This window comes from Larkinella bovis, assembly GCF_042655385.1.
Lineage (GTDB): Bacteria > Bacteroidota > Bacteroidia > Cytophagales > Spirosomataceae > Larkinella > Larkinella bovis.
On record NZ_JBHSMA010000001.1, the window covers coordinates 1,410,458 to 1,436,248 of the forward strand.

General features: G+C 53.9%; 16 protein-coding genes. 9 read left to right on the plus strand and 7 right to left on the minus strand.

What is annotated here, in order from left to right; translation table 11 throughout:
• The first annotated feature begins 27 nt into the window (after positions 1–27).
• From ACFPMF_RS05915 to ACFPMF_RS05945, 7 genes are all read left to right on the plus strand, one after another.
• Entirely contained in the window at positions 28–1,722 is a 1,695-nt protein-coding gene (locus tag ACFPMF_RS05915; RefSeq protein WP_379842096.1) for a SusD/RagB family nutrient-binding outer membrane lipoprotein, read from the plus strand.
• 173 nt (positions 1,723–1,895) lie between these two features.
• Positions 1,896–5,312, plus strand: a complete 3,417-nt coding sequence (locus tag ACFPMF_RS05920; RefSeq protein WP_379842098.1) for a SusC/RagA family TonB-linked outer membrane protein — start codon at positions 1,896–1,898, stop codon at positions 5,310–5,312.
• An 18-nt stretch (positions 5,313–5,330) separates the two neighbouring features.
• Complete coding sequence (locus ACFPMF_RS05925) at positions 5,331–6,971, plus strand: SusD/RagB family nutrient-binding outer membrane lipoprotein (RefSeq protein ID WP_379842100.1); 1,641 nt, start codon at positions 5,331–5,333, stop codon at positions 6,969–6,971.
• Positions 6,972–7,183: 212 nt separating this feature from the next.
• Complete coding sequence (locus ACFPMF_RS05930) at positions 7,184–8,437, plus strand: hypothetical protein (RefSeq protein WP_379842102.1); 1,254 nt, start codon at positions 7,184–7,186, stop codon at positions 8,435–8,437.
• The gene (locus ACFPMF_RS05935) at positions 8,434–9,843 is read left to right on the plus strand and encodes a PhoPQ-activated pathogenicity-related family protein (protein ID WP_379842104.1); all 1,410 of its coding nucleotides are present in this window, start codon (positions 8,434–8,436) and stop codon (positions 9,841–9,843) included. The genes ACFPMF_RS05930 and ACFPMF_RS05935 overlap by 4 nt, the downstream gene beginning before the upstream one ends.
• Positions 9,844–9,914: 71 nt before the next feature.
• Positions 9,915–11,708: a purple acid phosphatase family protein gene (locus ACFPMF_RS05940; RefSeq protein ID WP_379842106.1), complete on the plus strand. Its 1,794-nt coding sequence runs from the start codon at positions 9,915–9,917 to the stop codon at positions 11,706–11,708.
• A 6-nt stretch (positions 11,709–11,714) separates the two neighbouring features.
• Complete coding sequence (locus ACFPMF_RS05945; protein ID WP_379842108.1) at positions 11,715–12,503, plus strand: glycerophosphodiester phosphodiesterase; 789 nt, start codon at positions 11,715–11,717, stop codon at positions 12,501–12,503.
• A gap of 21 nt (positions 12,504–12,524) precedes the next feature.
• Here the strand turns inward: ACFPMF_RS05945 and ACFPMF_RS05950 are convergent, their stop codons facing one another.
• Entirely contained in the window at positions 12,525–13,889 is a 1,365-nt protein-coding gene (locus ACFPMF_RS05950) for a sensor histidine kinase (RefSeq protein ID WP_379842110.1), read from the minus strand.
• Positions 13,890–14,126: 237 nt separating this feature from the next.
• Entirely contained in the window at positions 14,127–15,410 is a 1,284-nt protein-coding gene (locus ACFPMF_RS05955; RefSeq protein ID WP_379842112.1) for a hypothetical protein, read from the minus strand.
• A 257-nt stretch (positions 15,411–15,667) separates the two neighbouring features.
• Between ACFPMF_RS05955 and ACFPMF_RS05960 the strand changes: the two genes are divergently transcribed.
• A complete protein-coding gene (locus ACFPMF_RS05960; RefSeq protein ID WP_379842114.1) occupies positions 15,668–16,903 on the plus strand; it encodes a DegT/DnrJ/EryC1/StrS family aminotransferase in 1,236 nt (411 codons plus the stop codon).
• A gap of 95 nt (positions 16,904–16,998) precedes the next feature.
• The gene (locus ACFPMF_RS05965) at positions 16,999–19,332 is read left to right on the plus strand and encodes a hypothetical protein (protein WP_379842116.1); all 2,334 of its coding nucleotides are present in this window, start codon (positions 16,999–17,001) and stop codon (positions 19,330–19,332) included.
• Positions 19,333–19,403: 71 nt separating this feature from the next.
• Here ACFPMF_RS05965 and ACFPMF_RS05970 read toward each other — a convergent pair whose 3' ends face one another.
• Genes ACFPMF_RS05970 through ACFPMF_RS05990 form a run of 5 tightly spaced genes read right to left on the minus strand, consistent with a single transcriptional unit; the run spans position 19,404 to position 25,724 of the window.
• Positions 19,404–20,099 carry a 3-keto-disaccharide hydrolase gene (locus ACFPMF_RS05970; RefSeq protein ID WP_379842118.1) on the minus strand — a complete coding sequence of 232 codons (696 nt, stop codon included), beginning with the start codon at positions 20,097–20,099 and terminating at the stop codon, positions 19,404–19,406.
• A 12-nt stretch (positions 20,100–20,111) separates the two neighbouring features.
• A complete protein-coding gene (locus ACFPMF_RS05975) occupies positions 20,112–20,576 on the minus strand; it encodes a DUF1440 domain-containing protein (protein ID WP_379842120.1) in 465 nt (154 codons plus the stop codon).
• Between the two features lie 45 nt (positions 20,577–20,621).
• A complete protein-coding gene (locus ACFPMF_RS05980; protein WP_379842122.1) occupies positions 20,622–21,785 on the minus strand; it encodes an AraC family transcriptional regulator in 1,164 nt (387 codons plus the stop codon).
• 55 nt (positions 21,786–21,840) lie between these two features.
• The gene (locus tag ACFPMF_RS05985; RefSeq protein ID WP_379842124.1) at positions 21,841–23,091 is read right to left on the minus strand and encodes an MFS transporter; all 1,251 of its coding nucleotides are present in this window, start codon (positions 23,089–23,091) and stop codon (positions 21,841–21,843) included.
• Between the two features lie 53 nt (positions 23,092–23,144).
• Positions 23,145–25,724, minus strand: a complete 2,580-nt coding sequence (locus tag ACFPMF_RS05990; RefSeq protein ID WP_379842126.1) for a family 20 glycosylhydrolase — start codon at positions 25,722–25,724, stop codon at positions 23,145–23,147.
• Positions 25,725–25,791: the final 67 nt, after the last annotated feature.

The window sequence follows — 25,791 nt, forward strand, 5'->3', positions numbered from 1 at the left end:
TCGTTAAGTTACTAGAAACGAAAGATCATGAAACGAATTACCCTTTTTTCCAAAGCACTTTTCGTAATGGCGCTGCTGACGTTCTCTTCCTGCGAGGACAAGCTCACGGAGCTGAACGAAAATCCCAACGTGGTTGACCCTTCTTCGGCCAACCCGAATATGCTCATGCCGACGGTCATGGCCGATGCGGCAAAAAAATACCTCGACTGGGGATACGGTGATGCCGCCGGTATCGTACAACATACGCAGAAAGACGGCTGGTTCTCGGGCCACAACCACTACGACTGGTCTCCGACCGACTGGAGTGACTACTACAACCAGCTGCGGAACAATGACTTCCTGTACAAACGTGCCGTTGCGCTCAATTACAAATTCCACCAGGGTGTCGCCCTGACGATGAGAGCCTTCCTGTTTGGCAACATCACCGACCTCTGGGGGGACGCGCCGTATACGGAAGCCTTGAAAGGCGATGTTTCGGATGATTTGATTCGTCCGAAATACGATAGCCAGGAAGTGATTTACAAAGGCATCATCGAAGACCTGAAAGCCGCGTCGGCCCTGTTTGCCTCCGGTGATGTAACCGGTTATCGGACGGGATACGATGTCTATTTTGCCGGGGATCCTGTCAAGTGGCAGAAATTTGCCAACTCGCTCCTGCTCCGGTATTACATGCGGGTTTCGGCCAAACTGCCCGATATCGCCAAAGCCGGTATCGAGAGTATCTACACCTCCGGTGTTTATATCAAAACATCGGGTGAAGATGCCGCCATGGACTATGCTGGCGGGGTAGCGGGCAACGCCTGGCCGGGTGCTGCCGAGTTTAATACCGATCCTTCTGAATTCCGCCGGCGCAAGCCCGCCAAAATGTTGATGGATCAACTGATTGCCACCGAAGACCCCCGGTTGAAAGTGTGGTTCCAACCCGTCTACGTTCGCTGGGTAGCTGATCCGGCGCTGGCAACGCCCGTTGATCAGTTTATTCGCAAAAACGGTGTTATCCAGACCGGAACGGTTTCTTTAACGGACGCTCAGTTCTTAACGGAAACGAAAGCGGGCAACAAGTTCACGCGCCACTATAACCCGAACACCTTCACGGTAGCAGTTGACAACCGCGAGTATGTGGGGGTTCCGGCGGGTCTGATTGATCCGAGCTCGTTCAACTACAACCCGACGCCGGGTCAGGTGGTACAGAACCAGCACGTTTCCCAATTGTCGGAAACCTACCGGGGTAGCAAAGGCGGTTTGTTGAAAGCCCGTCTGATCTCTTCCGCTGAAGTATCGTTCATCCTGGCCGAAGCCGCCTTGAAAGGCTGGTCGGTTGGTGCTGCTGAAACGCACTACAATAACGGGGTCAAAAACTCACTTGACACCTGGGGCGTCGGTAGTTCGTATGCCACGCACATCCTGAAAAACGGCGTGAAATTCAACAACACGCTGGCGCAGATCATGGAACAGAAATGGATCGCCAGCTGGACCTCGGCCATCGAAGCCTGGATGGACTACCGTCGGACCGGCCTGCCTGCGTTCAAAACAGGTCCGGCTGCTCCCGAAAATGTGTTGCCGGTACGGTTTATCTACGGTGATAACGAAACCAACTTCAACAATGCCAACTCGGTGAGTGCGCTGGGCAAACTGGAAGAAAATGCCCACACCAAAATCCGGGGCAAAAACAGCCAGTGGGCCAAACCCTGGGTTATTCAGGGAACCGGTAAACCCTGGTAATCACCGCACATAAAATGTTAAGAAAAAGGGTGGACAGGTTTCCACCCTTTTTCACGTAAATTATTTATATTTCAGCAGAGTATTTTCCTAAATAAAACCCGTACAGTTACCAACCGAATACTCAATTTTTCTTCTATCCTTTCTGTATTTCTTAAACCTCTCGAACAAACTTTATGAGCAAAACATCTATCTATTCACCCATGCTCCGGTGTTTGCTTGTTACCACCTGGTTGCTGGGGATTGCCCTGGCTCCTGCGTGGGCTCAGCAATCCCGGCGAGTAACGGGCACGATCCGCCTGGGTACCGACAACTCCCCGGTTCCGGGCGTCAACGTGCTGATCAAAGGCACCCAAACCGGTACCACCTCCGACAATAACGGCCGGTATTCCATGGAGGTAAGCGGAGCCAATCCGGTTCTGGTGTATTCCTACATCGGCTACAAAACCGAAGAAATGGTTGTCGGAAACCGCAACATCATCGACGTGACGATGACCGAAAGCGCCGAAACCCTGCAGGAAGCCGTCGTGACGGCCCTCGGCATCAAGCGGGAAGAACGATCACTCGGGTATTCGGTTGGAAAAATTGAAGGCAAGGAGCTGACACGTGTCGTACAGGAAAACGTCCTCAACAGCATGGCCGGCAAAGTAGCCGGGGTCAACATCAGCGCCACCGGCGGTACGGGTTCTTCCGTCAGCATGGTGATCCGGGGGGCGAAATCGCTCAGCAACGACAACCAGCCGTTATTTGTGATCGACGGGGTTCCCATCGCCAACACGCTTAACAACGTCAGCCAGGTCGGGACCGACAACAAGGTTGACTACGGGAACGCCATTTCCAGCCTGAACCCCGATGACATTGAAAATATTTCCATTCTGAAAGGCCCCAGCGCGGCTGCACTCTACGGAACCCGGGCCGGTAACGGGGTGGTTCTGATCACGACGAAAAGCGGTTCGAAAGTCAAAAAAATGACCGTCAACATCAGTTCGAATACGGTTTTCGACCAGCCTTACAAGTTCCTGAAATGGCAGACCAGCTTTGGTTCGGGCCAATACTCGGCCATTCCGGTTTCGGTGAGCAAAAATCCGCTCACCAACCCCTTCGGCAAACTGATACAGGAAGAAATCGGCGCTACCTACGGGGCCGCGCTGGACAAAGGCTACGAAGAAGTCCAGTGGAACAGCCCGCTGGATGCCAACGGCAAACCGATTCCGATGCCGCTCGTTTCCCACAAAAATAATGTCAGAAATTTCGTCCAAACCGGTATTACGACCACCAACGGGATTTCCATCGCCAACAACAACGAGCAGGTGACGTACCGGATTTCGTACTCGAACATGCAAAACCGGGGCATCGTGCCGAACTCGGACCTGTTCAAAAACACGCTTAACATCAGTACCTCACTGAAACTGAACGAGAAACTTCGGATGAGTACCAATATCGACCTCAGCCGGAACAATTCCAACAACCGCCCGGCCGGAAACCGGGGCGCCAATCCGTTGCAGGCGGCCTACAACATCTCCCCCCACATCGACATCCTGGACCTGAAAAACTACTGGATGCCGGGGCAGGAAGGTCTGCAACAGCGGTCACCCTACAACGGGATTTTCAACAACCCCTACTTTCTGGCCCACGAAGTCAACAACGGGTTTACGCGGGACCGGGTTTTCGGAAACCTGCGCGCCGACTGGCAGATTACGAAAGACTTCAGTTTCATGGGTCGGTATTCGCTCGACACCTACCAGGAACAGCGCGAAACCAAAATTGCTAACAGCTACACCAACGACCCGCGCGGAGCCTACGGTTTGATCAACATTGGCTCGTTCGAGAGCAATGCCGACTTTCTGGCGACCTACAAAAAGGACATCAGCAACTTTGGCCTGTCGATTTCGGCGGGGGGGAATTACCGCTATCAGAAAGGCTCCAACATCACCAACGCCACCCGCAACGGCACGGGCCTGATTGTTCCGGGCGTGTTTACCATCCAGAACATCGCTCCGGCCAACCTCGACTATAACAGCACCAAATTCCAGCGCGGGATTTACAGCCTGTACGGTCTGGCCAACCTGAGTTTCAAGGACATGGTGTACCTGGACCTGACGGCCCGGAACGACTGGTCGAGTACGCTACCGGCCAACAACCGCTCCTATTTCTACCCATCGGCCTCAGTAAGCGTCCTGCTGAACGAGATTCTGCCGGTTTCGAATACGATCAGCCTGCTGAAACTGCGGGGCGGTATTGCCCAGGTTGGGAACGATGCGAACCCGTACATGCTCCTAAGCACCCTCAGCAACGCCGGCACCTGGGATGGCATTCCGCGGCTGAACGTTCCGGGAACCCTGTTGATCTCCGATCTGAAACCCGAAATTGCAACTTCCTCCGAGTTTGGCGTCGATCTGAACCTATGGCGCAACCGCCTGCGGGCCGGGGCAACCTACTACGTTTCGGAAAACCGCAACCAGATTCTGAGCACCAAACTGCCGCCTTCGTCGGGGTACACCTCCAAGAACATCAACGCTGGTTTGCTGGTCAGCAAAGGGATTGAACTCACGCTGGGCGGAACGCCGGTTGAGAAAAACGGCTGGCGGCTGGATGTCAATGCCAACCTGACCCGCAACCGGACCACCATCAAACAACTGGCCGATGACCTCCCCTACTTTACCCTCTGGACCGACGCCAAAGGGGGCGCCTGGACCTATGTGGGCGACGAAATCGGGGATATCTACGACGCCAAGGTAGTAACGGTGGAAGACAAAAACTCGCCGTATTACGGGTACCCGATTCTGGACCAGACCGGCAAATGGCAGGCCATCGACGCCATCAACACCAAGAACAAGATCGGAAACTTCAACCCCCGGTTTTTATTGGGGATGCAGACGTCTCTCTCGTACCGGGGCTTTAGCCTGAACCTGACCTTTGACTGGCGGAACGGCGGGGATTTTGTCTCGCAGACCTATCGCTACGGCGAAGAAGATGGCCGGTCGCAACTGTTCCTCGACAAACTCATCAATCCGAACGGTCTGACCGGTGATGCCCTCCGCGATTATCTGGTGGCCAATCAGGACAAAATGATTCTGATCAACGGCAATAACTTCCCGCTGGTGGGTGGCCCGACGCCCGACTACAATGGGTATCCGTTCAAATACGGTCCCTATACCCTGCCGCATGGCGGGGTGTTCATTCCCGGTGTCATTGCCACCGGCTACGACGAAACCGGCAAACCCACCGGCTACAAAGAGAATCTGGGCGGGACCGGCACGTTGATGCTGCCCTTTGCGGGTGCCACCTCCTGGGCCTTTTCGCGGGCCGTGCTGTTCGACGCGTCCTTCCTGAAGTTGCGCGAGGTATCGATCGGGTACGATCTGCCCCAGAATCTGGTTAAGCGGGTGGGCATGCAGAACGTGAACGTGTCGGTTTACAGCCGTAACATCATTCTGTGGACGGCGGCCAAAATCGGTATCGATCCCGAGATGGCTTTCCAGCCTGAAGCGGGTCTGCAAGGTTCGGGGATTCAGTTCAAACAGGGGATCGAACGCTACAATGTCACGCCCTGGGTTCTTCCGATTGGTTTCCGGCTGGGTTTAACGTTTTAATCGATCATCAGAGACAACATGAAAATCTTCACGCATAAATTAACCGGGCTCGTCGTTCTGTTCTCCCTGACGGTTTTTTCCTGTAAGGATCTGAACGAACTAAACGACAACCCCAACGGCGTTAATCCGGCCACGGCTAACCCAAATCTGGTGTTATCGACCGTCCTGACCGAAACCGGAAAAGCCTTCGTTAACCTGGGTTATCAGGACGTTGCCGGGGTGATGCAGCACACGCAGAAGGACGGCTGGAGTGGCGGCCACAACGACTACGATTGGGGCGGCAGCCAGAGCTGGAGCGGCTATTACGACATTCTGCGCAACAACCAGTACGTCTACGACCGCGCGGTGGCCCTCAATTTCGAACTGCACCAGGGCATTGCGCTGGTCATGAAGTCGATGATGTTCGGACTCATCACCGACCTCTGGGGCGATGCCCCCTACAGCCAGGCGCTGAAAGGGGAACTGGGCGGAGCCACCAACACCTTCCCGGTTTTCGACTCCCAGGAAGCAATTTACACCGGCATTCTGGCCGACCTGGAAAAAGCCAACACCCTGCTCTCCAAAGCCAAGTCGGCTTACAACAGCAGCGCCGAATCCGCCGATGTGTATTACAAAGGCGACCCGGCCAAATGGCGAAAACTGGCCAATTCGCTGGCATTGCGGTATCTAATGCGGATTTCGGCGAAAAAACCGGATGTTGCCAAAGCCGGGATTGAAAAAATTGTTGCCAATGCCGCGCAGTATCCGATCATCACGGCTTCGGCGGATGACGCAGCCATGCCGTTTGCGGGTAACAGCAACGACGACTCCTGGCCCGCCAATGCCACCTACGACGCCAGCGAAAGCAATTACCGCCGGTTAAAAATGGCCGATACCTTCGTCAAAGCCCTACTGGCCGTTAACGATCCCCGGTTAGCCATCTGGGCCGCCAAAGTGCAGATTCCACTGGTGGTTGACCCGACACTTCCGGCCAAAACCGACAAAATCGTCGATGGGAAACGCTATCTCTCCCCGGATATGGTGGTGGGTAAAGAAGTCAATACCGATCCGAATTACGTCGGTTTGCCCACGGCCATCGTCGGTGGCTCGACCTATAACCTGAGCAATACCGGGGAGCAGGCGGCCAAAAATCCGCACGTTTCGTGGCTGAATGACATTTACCGCCAGGCGAAAGGACCGCTGCTGAAAGCCCGGCTGATGTCGGCCTCCGAGGTGAACTTCATTCTGGCCGAAGCCGCCCAGAAAGGCTGGGCCGCCGGGGATGCCAAAGCTCGTTACGAAGCCGGTATTAAAACCTCCCTGGAAACCTGGGGGGTAAGCAGTGCTGCCACGGCTTATCTGGCCCAGAAAGACGTGGCATACAACGGCACCCTGAAACAAATTATCGAGCAGAAATGGATCGCCAGTTGGACCGCTGCCACCGAAGCCTGGTTCGATTACCGCCGGACCGGTTTCCCGGAACTCAAGGCGGGCCCCAACGCCAAGCGGAAAGCGCTGCCCGTGCGGTTTTTCTACATGCTCGACGAACGGAACCTGAACAAAGCCAATGCCGACGCGGCCCTCAACCGGCTCGAACTGACGACCTATTCGGAAGCCGATGGCAAAAACAGCCCGTGGTCGAAACCGTGGGTGTTGCAGGGAACCGGAAAACCGTGGTAATCTCCTGGATAGTCTGGATGCTGAATACTAGATACTAGATGTTTGATGTTTGTATGGACTAATTGAAACCGCACAGCTATCAGTATCCAGCATCCAATTATCCAGCATCCAGAGTATCCAGCATCCACTATCCAGCATCCACTATCCAGCATCCACTATCCAGCATCCAGACTATCCAGCATCCAGTATCCAGACTATCCAGAACTCTCCCCATGAAGAAGTTTTTTTTCGCACTCCTTTCACTCGTTGCGACGGTTTCGGTTCAGGCCCAGCCACTCCGGGCGGGCGCGGCCGTTCGGGTCATCACGCCCGAGCCGTTGCTGCTCGTTTCGGGGGGGATCGGGACGCCCAAAAAGGCCACAGAGAAAAAAGGCGACCTGTTTATCCGGGCTTTTGTGCTGGAAAAAGGACCGACCCGCGTGGCCATTGTGAGCGTCGATAACCTCGGCTGGCCCTCGGTGCTGGGCAATAAATCCCGGGCGCTGATCAAAAGCATCCCGCCCGAAAACGTGCTGATCGGGGCGACGCACACCCACAGCGGACCCGATGCCTACGGTTTTCCGGACCAATCGGGCAAAGCCCTGGCCGACCTGCCGTACCTCGAAAAATGCGTCCAGCAACTAGCCGAAACGGTGGAAGAAGCCGTTCGCAAGCTGCAACCGGCCACGCTGAAAGTAGCGGTGGGTGAAGCCAAAGGCAAAATTGCTTTCAATTACTACGCCGACCAGCTATACGATCCGCGTTGTGGGGTCATTCAGGCGCTTGACGCAACCGGAAAACCCATTGTAACCCTGGTCAATTACGCCATTCATCCCGAGGTGATCGGGTCCGACCGCGGCATTTTGAGCCCCGATCTGTGCGGGCCACTCTATTCCAAACTTGAGTCGAAAACCGGGGGAATGGCGATATTTATGAACGGCGCGCAGGGTGGTATGGTGACGGCGGATGTCCGGCGCGAGGGCGGCAAGGAAGAAAATACCTGGGAAGAATGCATCCGGATTGGCGAACTGCTCGGCGAGGAAGCCCTGCGAATCGTCAGTACCGCCCCGGTTTTGCCGAATCCGTCGGTGTATTGTGCCGCCCGGTCGGTCGAATTCCCGATCGAGTCGGACCTGATGAAGTACATCATCCGGAAATCACCGCTCGGGTACTCCATCAGTACTACCGGCAGCGTAACGGCCCAGGTCAATCTGCTCAACATCGGTCCCGCCCAGATTCTGACGATTCCCGGCGAAGCGCTGCCCAACATCGGGTATTACGTCAAACGCCACATGAACACGAAATTTCCGTTTCTGTTCGGGCTGACCAACGACGCCTTCGGATACATGCTGACGAAGGTGGATTTTAACAGTTTTAAACGATATGAGTACATCAGCCGGACGAGTCTGGGCGAAATGACCGGTGAAATTTACATCGATCAGGCGCTCCGGTTTGTTTCCGAAAGTCCCAAAGCGGATCAACCATGATTCCAACCCTAAAAACCAATGCCATGCTGAAGCCCCTGTCAACGTCTCTGCTGTTTCTGCTCACCCTGTTTTTTTTGTCCTTTGATGCCCCAAAAAAAGTCCCCATTACCCCCGCGACGGCCCTGCAAAGCTACCTAAACAACGGGGATAAAACGTATCAGTGGGAAATGAAGGACTCGTTCGACATGGGCGATGTCAAAGCGTACAACCTGCTGCTCACCTCGCAGAAGTGGCGGGAACACACCTGGCGACATCAATTGACGGTGCTGGTTCCGAAAGAAAACCAGTACGACGGCGCCCTGTTGTTCATCACCGGCGGTTCCAACAAAAGTGAACAGCCCAACTGGAATGCCAAAGGCAAGGACGACAAGGTGGTGCAGGGGCTGGCGGGAATTGCCCAAAAAAACAAAGCCATCGTCACCTTGTTGCGACAAACGCCCAATCAGCCGCTGTATGACAACCTGACGGAAGATGCCCTGATTTCGTTTACGCTCCACAACTTCAAAAAAGACGGTGATTACTCCTGGCCACTGCTGTTTCCGATGGTGAAAAGTGCCGTGCGGGCGATGGATGCCGTGCAGGAATTTTCGAAGCAAACGCTCCAACACGACCTCAACCGGTTTGTGGTTTCGGGCGCATCCAAACGCGGCTGGACGACCTGGCTGACGGGCGCGAACGACAAACGCGTCACCGCCATTGCGCCGATGGTCATCGATATTCTGAACATGCCCGTGAGTCTGGACTATCAGGTTAAAGTCTGGAAAGATTATAGCGTACAGATTGAAGATTACGTCAAACTCGGCATTCCGCAAACCGCCCGGACCGAGAACGGCAACGCGATCAGTACCATGGTCGATCCGTATATGTACCGTAAAAACCTGACCATGCCGAAGATGATTTTCATGGGTACGAATGATGAATACTGGGTGGTCGATAACATCAAGAACTATTTCGACGATATTCCGGGCCAGAACCTGATTCATTACGTGCCAAACGCGGGCCATAGCCTGGGCGATGGCAAGTCAGCTTTCGAAGGGCTGGGTGCGTTTTTCGGGATGACAATGGCGAAAAAACCGTACCCAATCTGCAAATGGGACATCTCTACCACCAAAAAAGACGTGACGGTTTCGGTCAAAACAACGCCCGATGCGCTGGTTGACGTTATTGTGTGGTCGGCGAATTCACCGGATTCCGATTTCCGCAACGAAACCTGGACGAGCCGGAGTTTAGGCATCAAAAACAAGTCAAAAGTAGAGGTATCCGAAACGTATCCGGCCTCGGGCTACCGCGCGTTTTACGTGGATCTGAAATACGCCGATCCGAACGGCGGGACCTATACCGAAAGCACCCGGATGTTTGTGACCGACAATGACGAAGTATTCCTGAAACCAAGTACCTTTCAATAAATCCGTTTTTTTCCGACACTGCCGGGACCTGACACCCCGGCAGTGTCATTTTTAATTAACAATACAACCGCATGAAGTTTTCCTTTTTTTCCCCTACGTTCGTTGCCAGTTCCCTTTTTCTATTCGGTTTAAGTGCCTGCCAGAAAGATTCTACCCCCACCGACACGACCGTAAAAACCGTCATGGACGGTGCCGTTACCCGCTTGTACGACACGCTCAAACCCGAGCAGCTCGACACCATCAGCCAGTCGTATGTCCTGAGCTTTCTGACGGAAGCGGAGAAAAACGTCCTGGCGACCCAGTACCTGACGTTCGAGGTCGATACCCCGGCGACGGTTTCGCTGATGCGGCATCAGGACCAGAAAGTGCTGCCATTCTGGCTCGAAGACAGCGGTTTCAAGAAAACCGATCTGATCGTCAAAAACGAAGAATTCACCTACGAAGTCTGGCAGAAAAACGTGGATGCCGGAAAAGTCGAATTAGGCATCAACGGCTTCGACAAGCACCGCCCGGTTTATTTCATCAGCGTGGGGGCGCAAAAACCGGGTGAGAAAGTCCGGATTTCCAACGTTTCACCGGCTCAGCAGACGCTCGACACCTTGCGGATTGGCGCGTTCACCTATCATGACTGGAGCGATCTGACCCTGACCGACGTACCGGAATCGCTGCGGGGGCAAACCCTTTTTCAGACGATTCGGGGCCGGGCGCGGGAAGCCCACCTGATCGGTGCGTTTCGAAAAACCGCTACGCCCTCGTCCGAAAAACCGGATCAGGTCTTGCTGACCTGGAGTGGAGATCCGTCCCGCAGCGTGGATCTTCAGTGGCGAACCAGCCCTTCGGTTTCCGACGGACTGGTGAAATACTGGGAAACCGGTTCGAACGATACGCTTTCAGCGACGGCCACTGTTTTTAAGATGGAAGATCGTTTGTTGCAGAATGATCGCTACGTCAACCGGTTTACGGCCCAGCTTTCCGGCCTCAAGCCCGGAAGTACGTACGGCTATCAGGTCGGTTCCAAAACCGGTTTATGGTCTAACCCGGCAACCTTCCAGACCCAGGCGGCTTCGCCCGAAGCCTTTTCATTCATCTGGTTTGGCGACACGCACAAATCACCGGACTGGGGCGCGATGGCCCAGCAGACGCTGCAACGCCATCCGGAAATTGCCTTTTATTCCATCGCCGGAGATCTGGTCAGCACCGGGTTGCACCGTGACGAATGGGACGACCTCTGGCAGCATTCCGGCGGTATCTTCCGGCAAAAACCGCTGATGCCGATTCCCGGCAACCACGACAGCCAGGATGGGCTGGGCGCCTGGATGTACCAGGAAATGTTTAGTCTACCCAAAAACGGCCCACAAAAACCGGATGTGCCGGCGGAACAGACGTACGCGTTTACCTATCAGAATGCGCTCTTTCTGATGATCGACGCCACCTCGCCCACCGAGTCGCAAACTGCCTGGATTAAGGAGCAGCTGTCCCGTTCGAAAGCCGTCTGGAAGTTTGCCTTCTTTCATTTTCCGCCCTATACTTTTGAGGAAGATTACACCGATATTAGGAAGGAATGGTGCAGCCTGTTCGACCAATACCATGTCGATATGGTAATGAGCGGGCACGTTCATTACTACCAGCGCACCAAACCGATGTTTGCCGAAAAACCGGTTTCCTCCCCCGCTCAGGGCACCATTTACACCATTTCAATCGGGATTCCGAGCGACCACAAGGTATGGCCGGATGCGGATTACGCCCAGATTCGATACAAGAACGGGCCGTTCTACCAGCACATGAAAATCGACGGAAAGACGCTGGTGTATACGGTTTATGACAAAGATGGTCAGGTAAAAGATGCGCTGAAAATCACGAAGTAAATCGCGATGCGGTATCGTTTTCTTCTTTTCGTTTGGGCGGTATGCCAACTTCCGGCTATCGCCCAAACTCGGATTTCGGCCCACCGGGGTTCGGTACCCGGCCTACCCGAAAACACGCTGGCGACCTTCCGGGCGGTGCTCGCGCTGCCGGTCAGTTACCTTGAAATCGACGTTCGAACTACCAAAGACGGGCAGTTGGTCATTCTCCACGATGGCAATCTCGACCGCACCACCAGCGGTTCGGGGCCGATCCGGGACCTGACGCTGGCCGAAGTAAAGCAGTTGTCGGCCGGAAAAGGGTTTGGGGAGACGGTAGCGAAAGAGCGGATTCCAACGCTGAAAGAAGTCTGCCAGCTACTGCGGGACTGGAACCAGAACAGCCCCCGGAAGGTTCATTTGTACGTGGACTGCAAGGAGGTTCTGCCCAAACCCCTGGTCGAAGAACTGGCGGAATTCGGCCTTCTCAGGGATGCGGTTTTTTACGGTCCCGATGAGTTTCTGCTGGCGTTGAAGGCGGTTTTTCCGCAGGGCAAGCGGATGCCGGCGCTCAAAAATGCGGACGAACTACCGGCCAAGATTGAAAAACTCAACCCGTATGCCTTCGATGTACGCTGGACGGCCCTGACCAGCGAATTGGTGCAGCAAATTCACGCGCGGGGCATTCAGGTTTTTTCGGATGCGCTGGGCTTTTTCGAGAATGCGGACCAATATCGAAAAGCCGCCCAACTCGGCGTTGATGTGATCCAGACGGATTTTGTACTGCGGGTAAACCAGGCGCTGAAAACCGAAAAATAAAACCGGATCAGCCGGGAGCGCTCATTTTGATATGGATAAGGGGCTAAGGCCATTTCCAGCCGCTGGCAAAGCCAAAAAGAATGTCGTCCCCACATTCGGCGTACTTTCCAGCCAGATCGTCCCGTGTTGAGCTTCGGCGTATTCTTTACACAGGAAAAGCCCCAGCCCGACGCCCCGTTCCTGGTTGGTTCCAAAGGTGGGCTGGGCTTTCAGCGAAAAAACGTGCGCGATCTCTTCTTTCCGGATCCCGCGACCGTTGTCTTTGACCGAGAACAGGCACTTTTTCCCTTCCAGAACGACGTCGATCGTAACCAAACCGCCGGTCGTTGTGAACTTAATCGCATTTCCCACCAGATTCCGAATAATTAGCTGAAGCATGGCGGCATCCGCCAGCACTTCCGTCGTCAGATCAGCCCGGAAATCCAGTTTAATCTCCTTTTTGGCCGCCAGCGGTCGATAAATTTCGATGACGGGTTGCAGACAGGTGTAAACATTGACCGGCGCCAGCGAAACTGTGGTGCCTTTCATCTGGCTGCTCGACCACGACAACAGGTTGAACAGCATATCCTGGGTGTAGTTAATGCTGCTGAGCAATTCCGACTCGATCTTTTTCCGTTCGTCAGACTCCAGATCAACTTCGTTCAGGATTTCAAAATACTGCTGTACGGAAGCCAGGGGCGACCGTAAATCATGGGAGACGATGGAAAACAACTTATTTTTCTCCGCATTCAGCCGTTCCAGCACGACCGACCGTTCCTCGACCCGTTTTTGTTCCTGTTTATAGGCTTTGGTAAAAAAGAGGGTGCCGACGTACAAAAAGAAAACGTTGATCAGATACGTTGAGGCCAGATCGATGGTATGTGCCAGCCGGTCGGGATAAGACTCAACGATACTGTTGGGGTAGAAATATTCAACCGCCATCAAGCCAATGACAACAACGGCATTAAAAACCGTCCAGAAAACGGCGTGTCGGGCGGGTCCGACAATCAGGAGCAGAAACAGGGTGATCGTGAAACTCAGCAGCGACGCCCCGACCATGCCCCCGTTGTAAAAGTAGTTGACGCCAAACATAATCGTCACCAGAAAACCGGATAGCGAAATAGCCAGGACAATCTTTTTTCGAATGCGGGACAGGTAGTAAATGTAAAAACCGGCCAGAAAAAGAAACAGGCAAATCCATCCGGTTTCGGGTAACCCAAACAGGAAGCTGAACAGGACATTGTAGCCCATTACGGCAACGACCAGTACGCAGATTACATGGAAAATACGGCCTTCGAGTGTGAACTCGTCGGGACTCCCAAAGAGCTTGTTAAACGTTTCCTTACCAGCTTTCACCCAGTCTTTTATCTCGCATTTGTCTGGTAAAGATACCAACAAAAATGGCATTTCGAATTCAGTGTTCAGCCCGGGTGCAGGGCAACACGTGTCGGTGGAAACCGGATGGGGTCTTCCGCTGAGCGGGTTGGGTAACTCCGAGCGAACACCGCCACCCGAGCACAAACCCTCAAACTCATTCAACTGTAAGGTGGAATCCCCCGATTGCTTGCTGACGTCGCCCCAGAAGGACGACAGCCCGACTCAGGTAGCCGGACTGTCTTTTTGCGCAGGTTTTCGTCGGCGGATTTATTCAAACCGCAAATGACTCCCTTTCAATCCCTCGTGGGAATTAATGGCGACGAGGGTAAGCAAGGCGATAAAAATAAGAACCACTCCCAGGCCGACCGCCCAGCGTCCGGTATAAATGTTCCGGTTCGAAAAACCGGGGTTCGCTTTCCCGATCAGGGCCCACACCACCAGCAAATTGACGATGTATAAGTACTGCTCGATCCGGTAGGTACTGATGATGGCTCCGGTAATCAATAAACTGTAGAAGGTATATAAACCAAAATGTCCGATAAAGAACGTCCGAACCTCCTGATAGTCGTAGGTAAGTAAGTGACCCGTCTTGTTGCGGTAATACTTCATAAACCAGATGGCGCTGGTCAGCAATACCAGCCCCAGAGCGGCCAGCTTGACTCCCCAGATTAATTCGGACGCATCCCCCGACACGATTTTGCCGTAATTGTCCATCAGTTTCTTCAGTTTGAAGCTCTGCTCCCATACCACAAACGGAATAAAGAGCGCCACCATCAACAGGGGAAACCAGATCGTACTTTTTTTCTGACGATCTTCGACGGGTTCCCAGTTGGAGGTAAACGTGCCATAGGCCATGCCGCCCCCGCCAAAAAAACCGATCGAATACTCCATCACATTCCAGAAATTAAACTTGATCTGGGCCACGTGCCCCATCACCTGCAGGAAGTTGCCGAGAGCAAAGCCAAAACCGGCTCCCAGAGACGCAAAAACCGCCACGCGCAAGGCCGATTTTTGCTGGTGTCGGGATAAAAACCAGGCCAGCGCCAGAGCCATCCCCAAACAGGCAGCCCACATTTCGGAACGCGGAGGAGTCATCAGCCACCCCCAGGCTTCAATCAGAAAATAATAGACGATAAAGCCGCCCGCCAGCATTTCAACGATCAATTGGTGCCAGGGTACCCGCTTTTGCCGCGAATTGGCCAGCGTCAGCCCGAACAAGCCCCCCCCAAGAAATCCGTGTAAAGCGCCGATGACAAATAACATCAGCAACCCGTAATAGACATTGATAAAATCGACACCCCGACCATACCCCACCACAATGCCGTAACTCATGAGCCCCCCCAGGCCCCAGCCAATGGCACCCGCCAAAGCCGCCTGAAAAAACCGTGAATACCAGTCCGCGCGCTTGGCAACCAGTAAAACGGCGAGTGCCCCAATGCTTCCCGCCCAGGCAGCGCCCTGCTCGTGTCCAAACTGGCCGCGAATGGCCCAGGCTGTGCCCATCGACATCCCTGCTACCAGCAGGCTTTTGGATAATAACTTGACATTCATAAAGGTTAAAGGGTTTGGGCGTAATACGGCAGGAAATTGAAAATGGACTATTCCCCAGAAAAATTCTCCGTTTCAATAGCCCGAAAACCGCTGGCCATCGTACTGTAGCAAAGTAGGGTTTCGGTTTTCAGTATTCGGTTTACGGTTATGGTCTGATTATCCGGGTTTACTTTTTGAATCAGATCATTCGCTGTGAAAACAAAAATGCGGTAGGCCAATAACGGTATCCCGAATCCATAAACCACCCTTCGAAGAGCATGGAAAAGCAAGTATTCAAAGAGATTCTGGCCATCGACGGCGGAGAAAAAACCGTTCAATCGACCTTCCCCTGGCCGATTTACGACGAAAGTGACGTGCAGGCCGTTGCCGAGGTTGTAGGCAGCGGAAAATGGGGTAACCCCGATTGTAGTGACTATGTGGCTGCTTTCGAACGGGAATTCGCGGCCTACTGCGGCACGAAATACGCGGTTACCTGCGTCAACGGGTCGGTTTCGCTCCGGCTGGCGCTGATGGCCTGCGGGGTGCGCCCCGGCGACGAGGTCATCGTTCCGCCCTATACATTCATTGCCACGGCCTCAACAGTTTTGGAAGTCAACTGCGTACCGGTTTTTGTGGACATCGACCCAGCTACGTACAACCTCGACCCGAACGCCATTGAAGCCGCTATTACTGACCGCACGAAGGCAATCATCCCCGTTCATTTTGCCGGTCTGGCCTGCGACATGGATGCGATTATGGACATCGCCAGGCGGCACAACCTCCGGGTGATTGAAGATGCCGCCCACGCCCACGGAGCGGAATACAAAGGTCGTAAACTCGGCTCCATTGGCGACGCGGGGAGTTTCAGTTTTCAGTCGTCGAAAAACCTGACGAGTGGCGAAGGCGGGATTGTGGTGACCAACGACGAAAAGTTGTACCGGATGATGGCTTCGCTGCGCAACGTCGGCCGGATGGAGGGCCACCAGTGGTACGACCATTTCAACCCCGGCTGCAATTACCGCATCACGCAAATGCAGGCGGTTTTGCTTTCGCAGCAACTCCAACGCCTGGAAGACCAAACCGTTTTGCGAAACAACAACGGACGGTATCTGAGCGAACTTCTTTCCGGGATTGACGGCCTTTCACCCCTCAGCGGAAGGATGGAAGAAATCCGGCATTGTTACCATCTGTACATTTTCAAATACGATGCCGCGGCCTTTGGTGGTCTTTCCCGGCAGGAATTCGTGGCCCGGTTGGCCGCTGAAGGCGTCCCCTGTTCCACGGGTTATCCGCATCCGCTTTATAAGCAGCCGGTTTTCCAGAACAAAAATTTCATGTGTTACGCCATTCCCGACTCGGTGGATTATACCACAGTATTTTGCCCGGTGTCCGAACGCGCGTGCCGTGAGGAAGCGGTCTGGATTTTCCAACACGCCATGCTGGGCAGCCAGGATGACATGCAGGCTTTTGCTGAAGCAATTCGTAAAATTCAACGGGTTGTTACACAGGGTTAATCAGTAAATATCAGAGTTTATCAGGGCCTTTCTCCGGTTACCTCTGATGTCCTCTGATCGCCCCTGGGTAACAATCTATTTCTTTCCCAACCCCGATGATCGTTCGATTTATTACCAGTCTTATCCTTATTACCCTTGCGTTCCGGCTTTCCGCCCAACCCATCGACCTGAAAAATTCGGTTATTCTCGTTTCGCCCTCCATTCCGGCCCCCATGCGAAGCACCGCTCCGCAGATGCTGACGGAAGAAATTGCGAAACGAACGGCTACCTCCCTGAAACAGACTACATCCTGGCCCAGCGGTTCGGTTATTGTCCTGGCGCTTTCGTCGGATAAGGAAGTCGCCGGAAAAACCGTTCCGGCCCGAACCGGGTTTAATTTGCCGGAACAAAAACCGGAAGGCTACCGAATCGTGACCGAGGCCACCGCCAAAGGAACGACGGTCTGGGTGCTGGGTGCCGATGCCCGGGGCATTTTGTTCGGTTCCGGCTGGCTGCTCCGGAATCTGAAGATGGACAACAAACGGCTGGAATTAAGCAGCCCAATCGAAGTGGCCACCGCCCCTGCCTACCCGATTCGCGGCCACCAGCTTGGCTACCGAACCACGGCGAATTCCTACGACGCCTGGACCGTCGCGCAGTTTGACCAGTATTACCGGGAGCTGGCCATTTTCGGCACCAACGCCATTGAAGGAATTCCGTTCCACGAAAAAGAAAAAGCGAGCCCGCACTTTCCGATTTCTACGGACGAGATGATGGTCCGGATGGGCGAGTTATGCCAGAAATACGACATGGATTACTGGGTCTGGACCCCCGCGGAATTTGACCTCACCGACCAAGCCAGGCGAAGTGCCGAGGTCCAGAAGCACGAGGCTTTTTACAAGGCCTGCCCGCGACTCGATCATATCTTTTTCCCCGGTGGTGATCCCGGCCACAACCACCCGCGCGAGGTGATGGCATTCCTGAAAGACTTGCACGGCAAACTGATGCCATACCACCCCAAGGCTAAAATCTGGATTTCCCTCCAGGGTTTTAACACGGAGCAGATTGACTACTTCTATCGCTACCTGGCCGAACACAAGCCCACCTGGTTGCAGGGCGTGGTGTCAGGTCCGAGCAGCCCGCCGATGGCCGAAACCCGCTACCGGCTTCCAAAAAACTACCAGCACCGCGAATACCCGGACCTGACGCACAACGTTCGCAGTGAGTTTCCAGTTGAACGCTGGGATCAAGCCTACGCGCTGACGCTGGGCCGCGAAGCCATCAACCCCCGTCCGGTTTTCTTCGCCGGTATTCACGGCAAGTACGCGCCGTTCACCGACGGCTTTGTGTCGTATTCTGACGGCTGCCACGATGATGTCAACAAAGTGATCTGGAGCATGCGGGGTTGGGATCCGACCAGGGAGGTCAACGAAATTCTCAACGAATACGCCCGGTTTTTCTTTAGCTGGCAAGTCGAAAAATCGGCGGCTGACGGCATTCTGGCCCTCGAGAACAACTGGAAAGGGCCGCTGGCCTCAAACGGCGGAGTAGAAGCCACCTTTGCCTTCTGGAAAACTCTCGAAACTGCCCACCCGGCCCTGATGAAATCGAACTGGCGCTGGCAAATGCTCGTGCTGCGGGCGTATTACGACACCTACACCCGTCGACGGTTGGTGTACGAACAGGGCCTGGAAAAGAATGCCAACAGCATTCTGGCCCAGGCGACCGAATCGAATCTGGAAAACGCCCTGAATCAGGCGCTTGCGATGGTAAACAAGGCGGACTCGGAACCGGTTTCGCCCGAGTTGCGGAAGAAAATTGAAACGTTATGCGCCGACCTGTTCGCGTCGATCGGCCTGCAAACCAGCGTTGCCAAATACAAAGCGAAGGGGTATGAGCGGGGGGCATTCCTCGATTTCGTGAATTTCCCGCTCAACAACCGCTGGTGGCTGGCCGATGAATTCAAGAAAATCCGTGCCATGAAAACGCCTAAGGAGCAATTGGAGCGGACCCGTGTCATCGCTACCTGGGAAAACCCCGGCGCCGGCAGCTATTACGACGACGTATCGACCGCCAGCAAAAGCCCCCGTGTGAAAACGATAACCGACGATGCCACCGACATTGCCTGGTGGGACAACGGTTTCAGCCGCACCCGGCTTTCCACGCAGACGTTTCAGAACAATCCGGCCCTGGAATACGACAACCTCGAACCGGGCGCCCGCTACATCATCCGGGTAGCCGGTTTGGGTGACGCCCTGCTGCGGGTCGACGGTCAACGCCTGAAACCGACGGTATACAACAAGGAGATGGAAGCCTTCAAGGAATGGATTGTGCCCCTGTCGCTCACGCAGGACGGCAAGATTTCCGTGACATTCGACGAACCGGAAGAGTCGCACCTGAACTGGCGACAGCATTCCAAAATTTCGGATATCTGGCTGCTGAAGCAGTAAAATCAGACGCGCCGATCGGGCTCTCTGAGTCCAATCGGCGCGTCCCCAAAACTGAAAACCGTAAACCGGTTCTACAACTCCCGAATCCGGATATTGCGGAAGGCCGCTTCGTCGCCGTGGTCCTGAAGGAGTAAATGTCCTTCTTTCATAGTGCCAAAATCCTCGATGGCTTTGAATTTACTTTGGGCTTTAGCGGCTAAAAACCGCTGATCTCCGCGCTCATACTCAACGACTTTCGTGCCGTTCAGCCAGTGTTCGACGTGATTTCCCTTCACCAGAACCCGGCCTTCGTTCCATTCCCCGATCGGTTTCAGCTTCCGAACCGAAGGCGCAAACAATTCGTACAGGCCGGCGGTCCGGCGTTTGTCGTCCTGGTCGGCGGCAATGTCTTTATTCCCCACGTCATCGATCATCTGGTATTCGCAGCCCAGCCAGGCCCCATCGGGGTATTTTTTGACGAAATACTTCAAGCCGCTGTTGGCGCCCGGACCGAGTTTAAATTCAAACTGCAATTCAAAACTGGCGAATTTCCGGCGCGACACCAGATCCCCTCCGCGCTTCGATTTATCACCGCCAGGATTGGCAATCAATGTTTTGCCGGCAATCGTCCAGCCTTGTTGGGGCGTCTGCCCGGTTTTGGCGCTCACCCATTCATTCAGGTTGGAGCCATTGAATAACCAGATCCAGCCGGATTGCTTTGTCGGCACATTTGAGGAGGTATTTACTGACAAAAAGAACGCAATAAACAGGGATAAAAAGCAAGGCATCGTGAAAAAGGGTTAACGTTTAAAGGAATAGTGACGGGAAATAAAAAACGAAATCGGCAGGCCAACGCAAACCATGAGAATCGCCATGTTGAGTAAGGCCCCCTCCCATTGAAGGGATGCACGGGGAATCTTCGTCTGGGGAACAACCACCAAATCCATAATACCCCACACAAACATACCGTACAGCAATCCGCTCAAAATCCGGTGATGGCGAAAAAGCGGTACGAAAGGAAAAATCAGATAATAAACGATTGTAAACGAGAAAGCAATCAGGAAGTGGAAGAACAAACCGACCCACACCATCTCGGAGCCACCCGTAAAGGCTTCTTTCCCGAAAAAACCGCTGGCGATGAAGCGCAGAACACCCGGCGCGTTCATCTTTCCCAGAATGGTAATGGCCGCGGTAATGTCCAGGGTGCCGGCGATGAATCCCGCCAGCAGAATGGACTTGAACGGTGAGGTAGTCGTTGCTGCCATGGTGTCTGAATGGTTCGTTACACCGAGTTTATCAGGGAAAAACCGCTATTTCCCCGCCCGGTACTTATTCCGAAATTCGATGGGCGTACACCCTTTCACCTGCCGGAACTGCCGGGCAATATTCTTGCTGTCGGTCAGGCCCATATCCAGGGCAATTTCGAAAACCGTCATATCGGTTTCCAGCAATTTCTGGGTAAATTTCTCGATCCGGAGGTTAAAGATATATTTATAAATCGGATAACCGGTAATCGTAAAAAACCGCTTTTCCAACGCCCGGCGCGATAACGGCACCTGTTTGACCACCTCATCGACCTCAAGATTCTTGTCGATGTTCTGGTGAATGTATTTCAGGGATGACGCAATGTAATGATCGTTGGTGGCGTAAATATCGGTCGAGTGACGCGTAACGACCTGCATGGGTTTGACCACGATATCGTAAAAATTAGTCACGCCGGTTCGAATCATGTGGTCGAGCAGTTTGGCGGAATCATACCCCCCTTTTTCTGCATCCAGCGCAATGCTCGACAGCGGTGGGTCCGACAGCTCACAGATCGTTTCGTCGTTATCGACGCCCAGCACCGCCACTTCTTCCGGAATTCGAATTCCCGTTTGCCGACACGCTTCCGTGATGTGCTGCCCCTGGCGATCATCGCAGGCCATAATGGCAATTGGCTTCGGCAACGATTGCAGCCACTGGCTCAACGCACTGGGCTTATAATACCAGAGTTCACTGGATTGTGCCTTGGTGTGTTCGAAAGTATGGACTTCGAAGCCCGATTTTCTGAGGTGGGTTTCAAACCCCTCGGCCCGCTCCCGCGACCAGACAATATCCCGGAAACCGTAAAAGGCGAACTGCGTAAATCCTTTTTTCAGGTAATAATCGGCCGCCATCGCCCCGGCTTCGTGGTAAGCTCCGGTAATGTTCGGAATTTCGTCAAACCGTTCTTTAAAATCCTGCGCAATCACAGCAATTCCGGCCTGAATAAATTCGGAAACTTCGTTGTCGTTGTAAAACTGTCCGATAATCCCGTCGGCCCCCCATTCTCGCGCCCACTGCAAAATGCCCTTGATGCCGATCGTTTCGCGGTAAAACAACGGCATCCGGCAAAACACCCAGGGGCCGTGTTCACGCGAATATTTGGTCACGCCCTTCAGCAGGTTTTTGCTGTAATCTTCGGCAAAATCAATGAGAAGGATGATCTTATACATGACGGTAAAAACAGGTTATTTCGCAGACGAGACCGCCCGCGAAATAACTATTACGCTACGCAAACAGCTCTTTCAAGCTCTTCACCGTAGCATTGTTTACCAGCGGCCTTGCCCAGATTCCGATACTGAAAATATAGCCCAAGGTAATCAGCAGGAACAACATCGCCAACCGCAGCCCCAGCAATTCGGCCAGACCACCGACAACGAGCGGCACCACGGCACCACCCGCAATCCCGGTACAGAGAATGCCCGAGAAGGTTCCGTGGTGGTGGGGCACTGAATTCAGTGCCAGCGAAACCACGATCGACCACATGACCGAAGCAAAAAAACCGGTCATCGGAAACGCATAGATGGCCATCTCCTCCGGTCCAAACAGGCCCGCCAGCAGCGAAAGGATAGCTCCGGCGGCAAATAGCATCAACACCCGCCGGCTGTCGAAAATCTTCAGCAACAGCAAGCCCAGAAGACAGCCAATGGTAAGCAGTCCCCAGAACCAGGAAATGACCGTAGCGCCGGTGGTGGCCGGGTCAACACCGTGGTAGGTTTGCAGAAACTGCGAGGTCCAGTTGGCAATGCCCTGTTCGGTTCCGACGTACGAGAAGATTCCGGCAAAGAACAGCCAGACGGTTTTGTTGCCCAGCAAATCTTTGAAGGCATTTCCGGTATCGATCCGTTCGTCATCTTTCAACTCCACCTTCGGAAACCGGACGAAATAAATCACCACGACCATCAACAGGGCCGTCACCGCAAAAACCCAATACAACGAGACCCATTTGAGGTTCGCGGGAACCAGCTGGTCAAAAACCGCAACGAGTCCCGACGTGCTGCCCGAATGGACGTTGCTCACCAGGTAGCTGTATAGCAACGGACTCAGAAAGGATGCTGCCCCGAAAAATAACTGAGCCATGACGGAATTGAAGGCAAACTGCGCTTCACCCCCGGCCACGCGCAGCAAGGGATTGATCACCACCTGCAACATGGCCATGCCCAGCCCGATCAGAAACAGCGAAAACAGCGCAATCGAAAAACCGGGGATTAGTGCAAATAGTAAAGCTCCCAGAAAGGCCAGAAAAAACGCGCCGAGCAGCACCGGTTTTTCGCGGTATTTCTCCACCAGAATCCCCGACGGAATCGACATGACCCCGTAGGCCACGAAAAAGGCAAACGGCAGAAAACCCGCCAGCCCGATGCTCAGGTTAAAACTGGTAATAATATCCGGAATGATCGGCCCCAGGATATTGGTCAGAAAGGAAATAACAAAGAAAATAAGAAATATAAGAATGACAATCAGCGGGTTAGACTTCATAGCAACCGTTATTTTACAAACTAAGTGAGGCCGGTTGCCCGGCCTCCACTAACTCATTTTACGTCATCCGGCGACATGGTTCGGCTGGACCGCCCGGCGGCATCGAAACTTTTCAGCTTCACCTTGCCCGAAACATTCACTGGGGCCGTATACAGGGGCGATTCGGCCGTAGGTTCCGACCCATCAGTCGTGTAGCGAATGCTCAGACCGGGGTATTCGATGTTCGCTTTCAGCTGGCCATTTTCGACGATAGCGCCTGGCAGCGGCAACCGGTAGTTGTAGCCTCCATTGAGGACCGCCAGCCGGGGCAGTTCCCGTTGTGCCAGCGAATTGGCGAAGCGGTTCCAGCCCGTCTGAATGGCTTTCTCGCGGGTCTCCCGGTTCTCGATGGTTTCCCAGGAACGCTCGGCCGCCCATGCACTTTCGGCAAAGCCCAGTAGTTTGGGCAGTGAGTAATACTCCATCATATCCCGCCCCTTAACGGTTTCGCACCAGAGTTGCGATTCTAGACCGATGACGTTTTTGCGCGCTTCCGGTTTCATTTTTTCCAGACCGGCAAAATTCAGCGGTTGGCCCATCGAGGTTGTGTACGTGGTCTTGAACATATCGAAGGGAGCAAAGGCCCAGTTGGCCCGGGTATCGACAAAAGCGCCCCAGTAGAGACCGGGTTCCTGCGGATCGTTGTTATAGGCCAGGTCGAAGTAGAAGTTCGTGACGTTACACAGCACCACCGGGTAACCCGCATTCGCCAGGCGGTTGCCCAGATCGAGGTCGTAGATGTTGTTCCAGATGTAGGGAACCACTTTTTTGCCGACAAAAGCCGGGTTCGGCAGGTATTTTCCGTCGGGTGATTTCAGCAGGGCCACCTCTTCCCAACCGTGGATCGTCAGATTCCGTTTTTCGAGCCGCTCCAGAAGCTTGCCCATAAAGTAGGCCTGTAAGTTTTTCGGATCCTTGATGGACGGGTTTTCCTTCAGCAACTGAGCCGCCTGGGGCGATTTCGTCCAGGCACCTTCGGCCACTTCGTCCCCTCCGACGTGGAAAGTATCCAGTTTCAGGCCGGCTTCCGCGTACATTTTGGATATCTCGTCCACCACTTTTTCGTAAAACCGGTAGGTCGACTCCCGCCCTACGCTCACCACATTGTCTTTATACGCCTGGGCTGACAGGTATTCCGATTTGTCGTCGGGGTCGATCAGACGGTATTCGTTCGCTTCCTTTTCCTTGCCTTCCTTCATCAACCGATTGTAGCGCGCTTCCATCGACTTGATGGCCGCCCGGGCGTGGCCGGGGAAATTCAGTTCCGGAATGACCTTGATATGACGCTCTTTGGCGTATTTCAGAATTTCGATAAAATCGGCTTTGGTGTAAAACCCGCTGCCGTGTTTGGTGTCATCATACGCTTTCGGCCCCGATCCGTACGACGGGTGCAAAACCGGATCGGCCATGCCGCCCGGAGCATGCTGCCGTTGGCCACCCACCTGGGTCAGTTCCGGCAAACCGTCAATTTCGAGCCGCCAGCCTTCGTCTTCGGTGGTATACAGCAGGAAATGGTTAATTTTATAGAACGCCAGCAAATCCAGCCACCGCAGCACGGTTTCTTTGGTCTGGAAATTCCGGCTCACATCCAGGTGCATACTCCGGAACTGGAACCGGGGCGCATCTTCGACCTGCACAAAACCGAGGGCAACGCTGGCCGCCGGTTTCAGGTAGTTTTCGGTCGGCACCAGCGCCAGCAAACTCTGAATACCGTAAAACACACCGGCGGCATCGCTACCGGTAATGGTCACACCCTTCGCGTTGATGTCCAGCTTATAGGCTTCTTTGGCCACCCCGTTCACCGAAACCGCGCCGGTTTGCAGGGAAATAGCCGGGCCGGTCGGCGCTGTATTCTTGAGCGTAAAATCCGTACCGGTTACGCTTTTCAGCTTCTGACTCAGCAGTTTGGCCTCATTCTCCAGTCCGGTTCCGTAATAGATTGTATAATTTTTATCGAGGGTCAACGTACCCGCTCCGGCGGTCATTTTAACCGGCGAAGGAACGATTTTCTGGAGTTGGTCGGCCCCCAACAGGTTCAACGCCAGGTTGTCCTGATACCGTTTGGCTGCGGTATGGAGCGGCACCTGATCGTCCTTACCCCGCAGTTGTTGGTCTTTCCGAACAAACGGCAGCACCTGAAAATTGGCAACTTCGACGATGTTTTCTTCTTTCCCGTCTTTGTCGTAGAAAACAAAGTACAGGCCCATGGGCGCGTCGGTCAGTTTGATGATGGCTTCCGTTCCCGTATACCGCACCTCAATTGATTTGCCGGACGCCAGTGAAAAACCGGCGTTCGGGGTCATTTTGTACCAGTCGCCATTAATGTGCTGAACGGTCGCGGGCTGCGGGGTTTTGTTCGCCAGAATGGGCCGGGGCGACATATTGAAAAACAACGCCCAGTTTTTATCATCCAGCGTCATTTCGCCGTTGTTGACGAGATTAAACCGGGCTTCGAATCCGTTGGGAACATCGGTAAAATTGCTCACCAGCTCCCAGGTGACGGTGATTTCCTTCGCTTCATTTTTGGATGATTTACACCCATTTAGAAGAGATAAAACGGCAAAAAAAGCCGTGAGACAAAAAAAGTTACGCATGTGGGGGGCAGTTAAGTAGCCTTAATAATACGGAATCCAGTATTAAAAATACCACTGGCACTCAAAG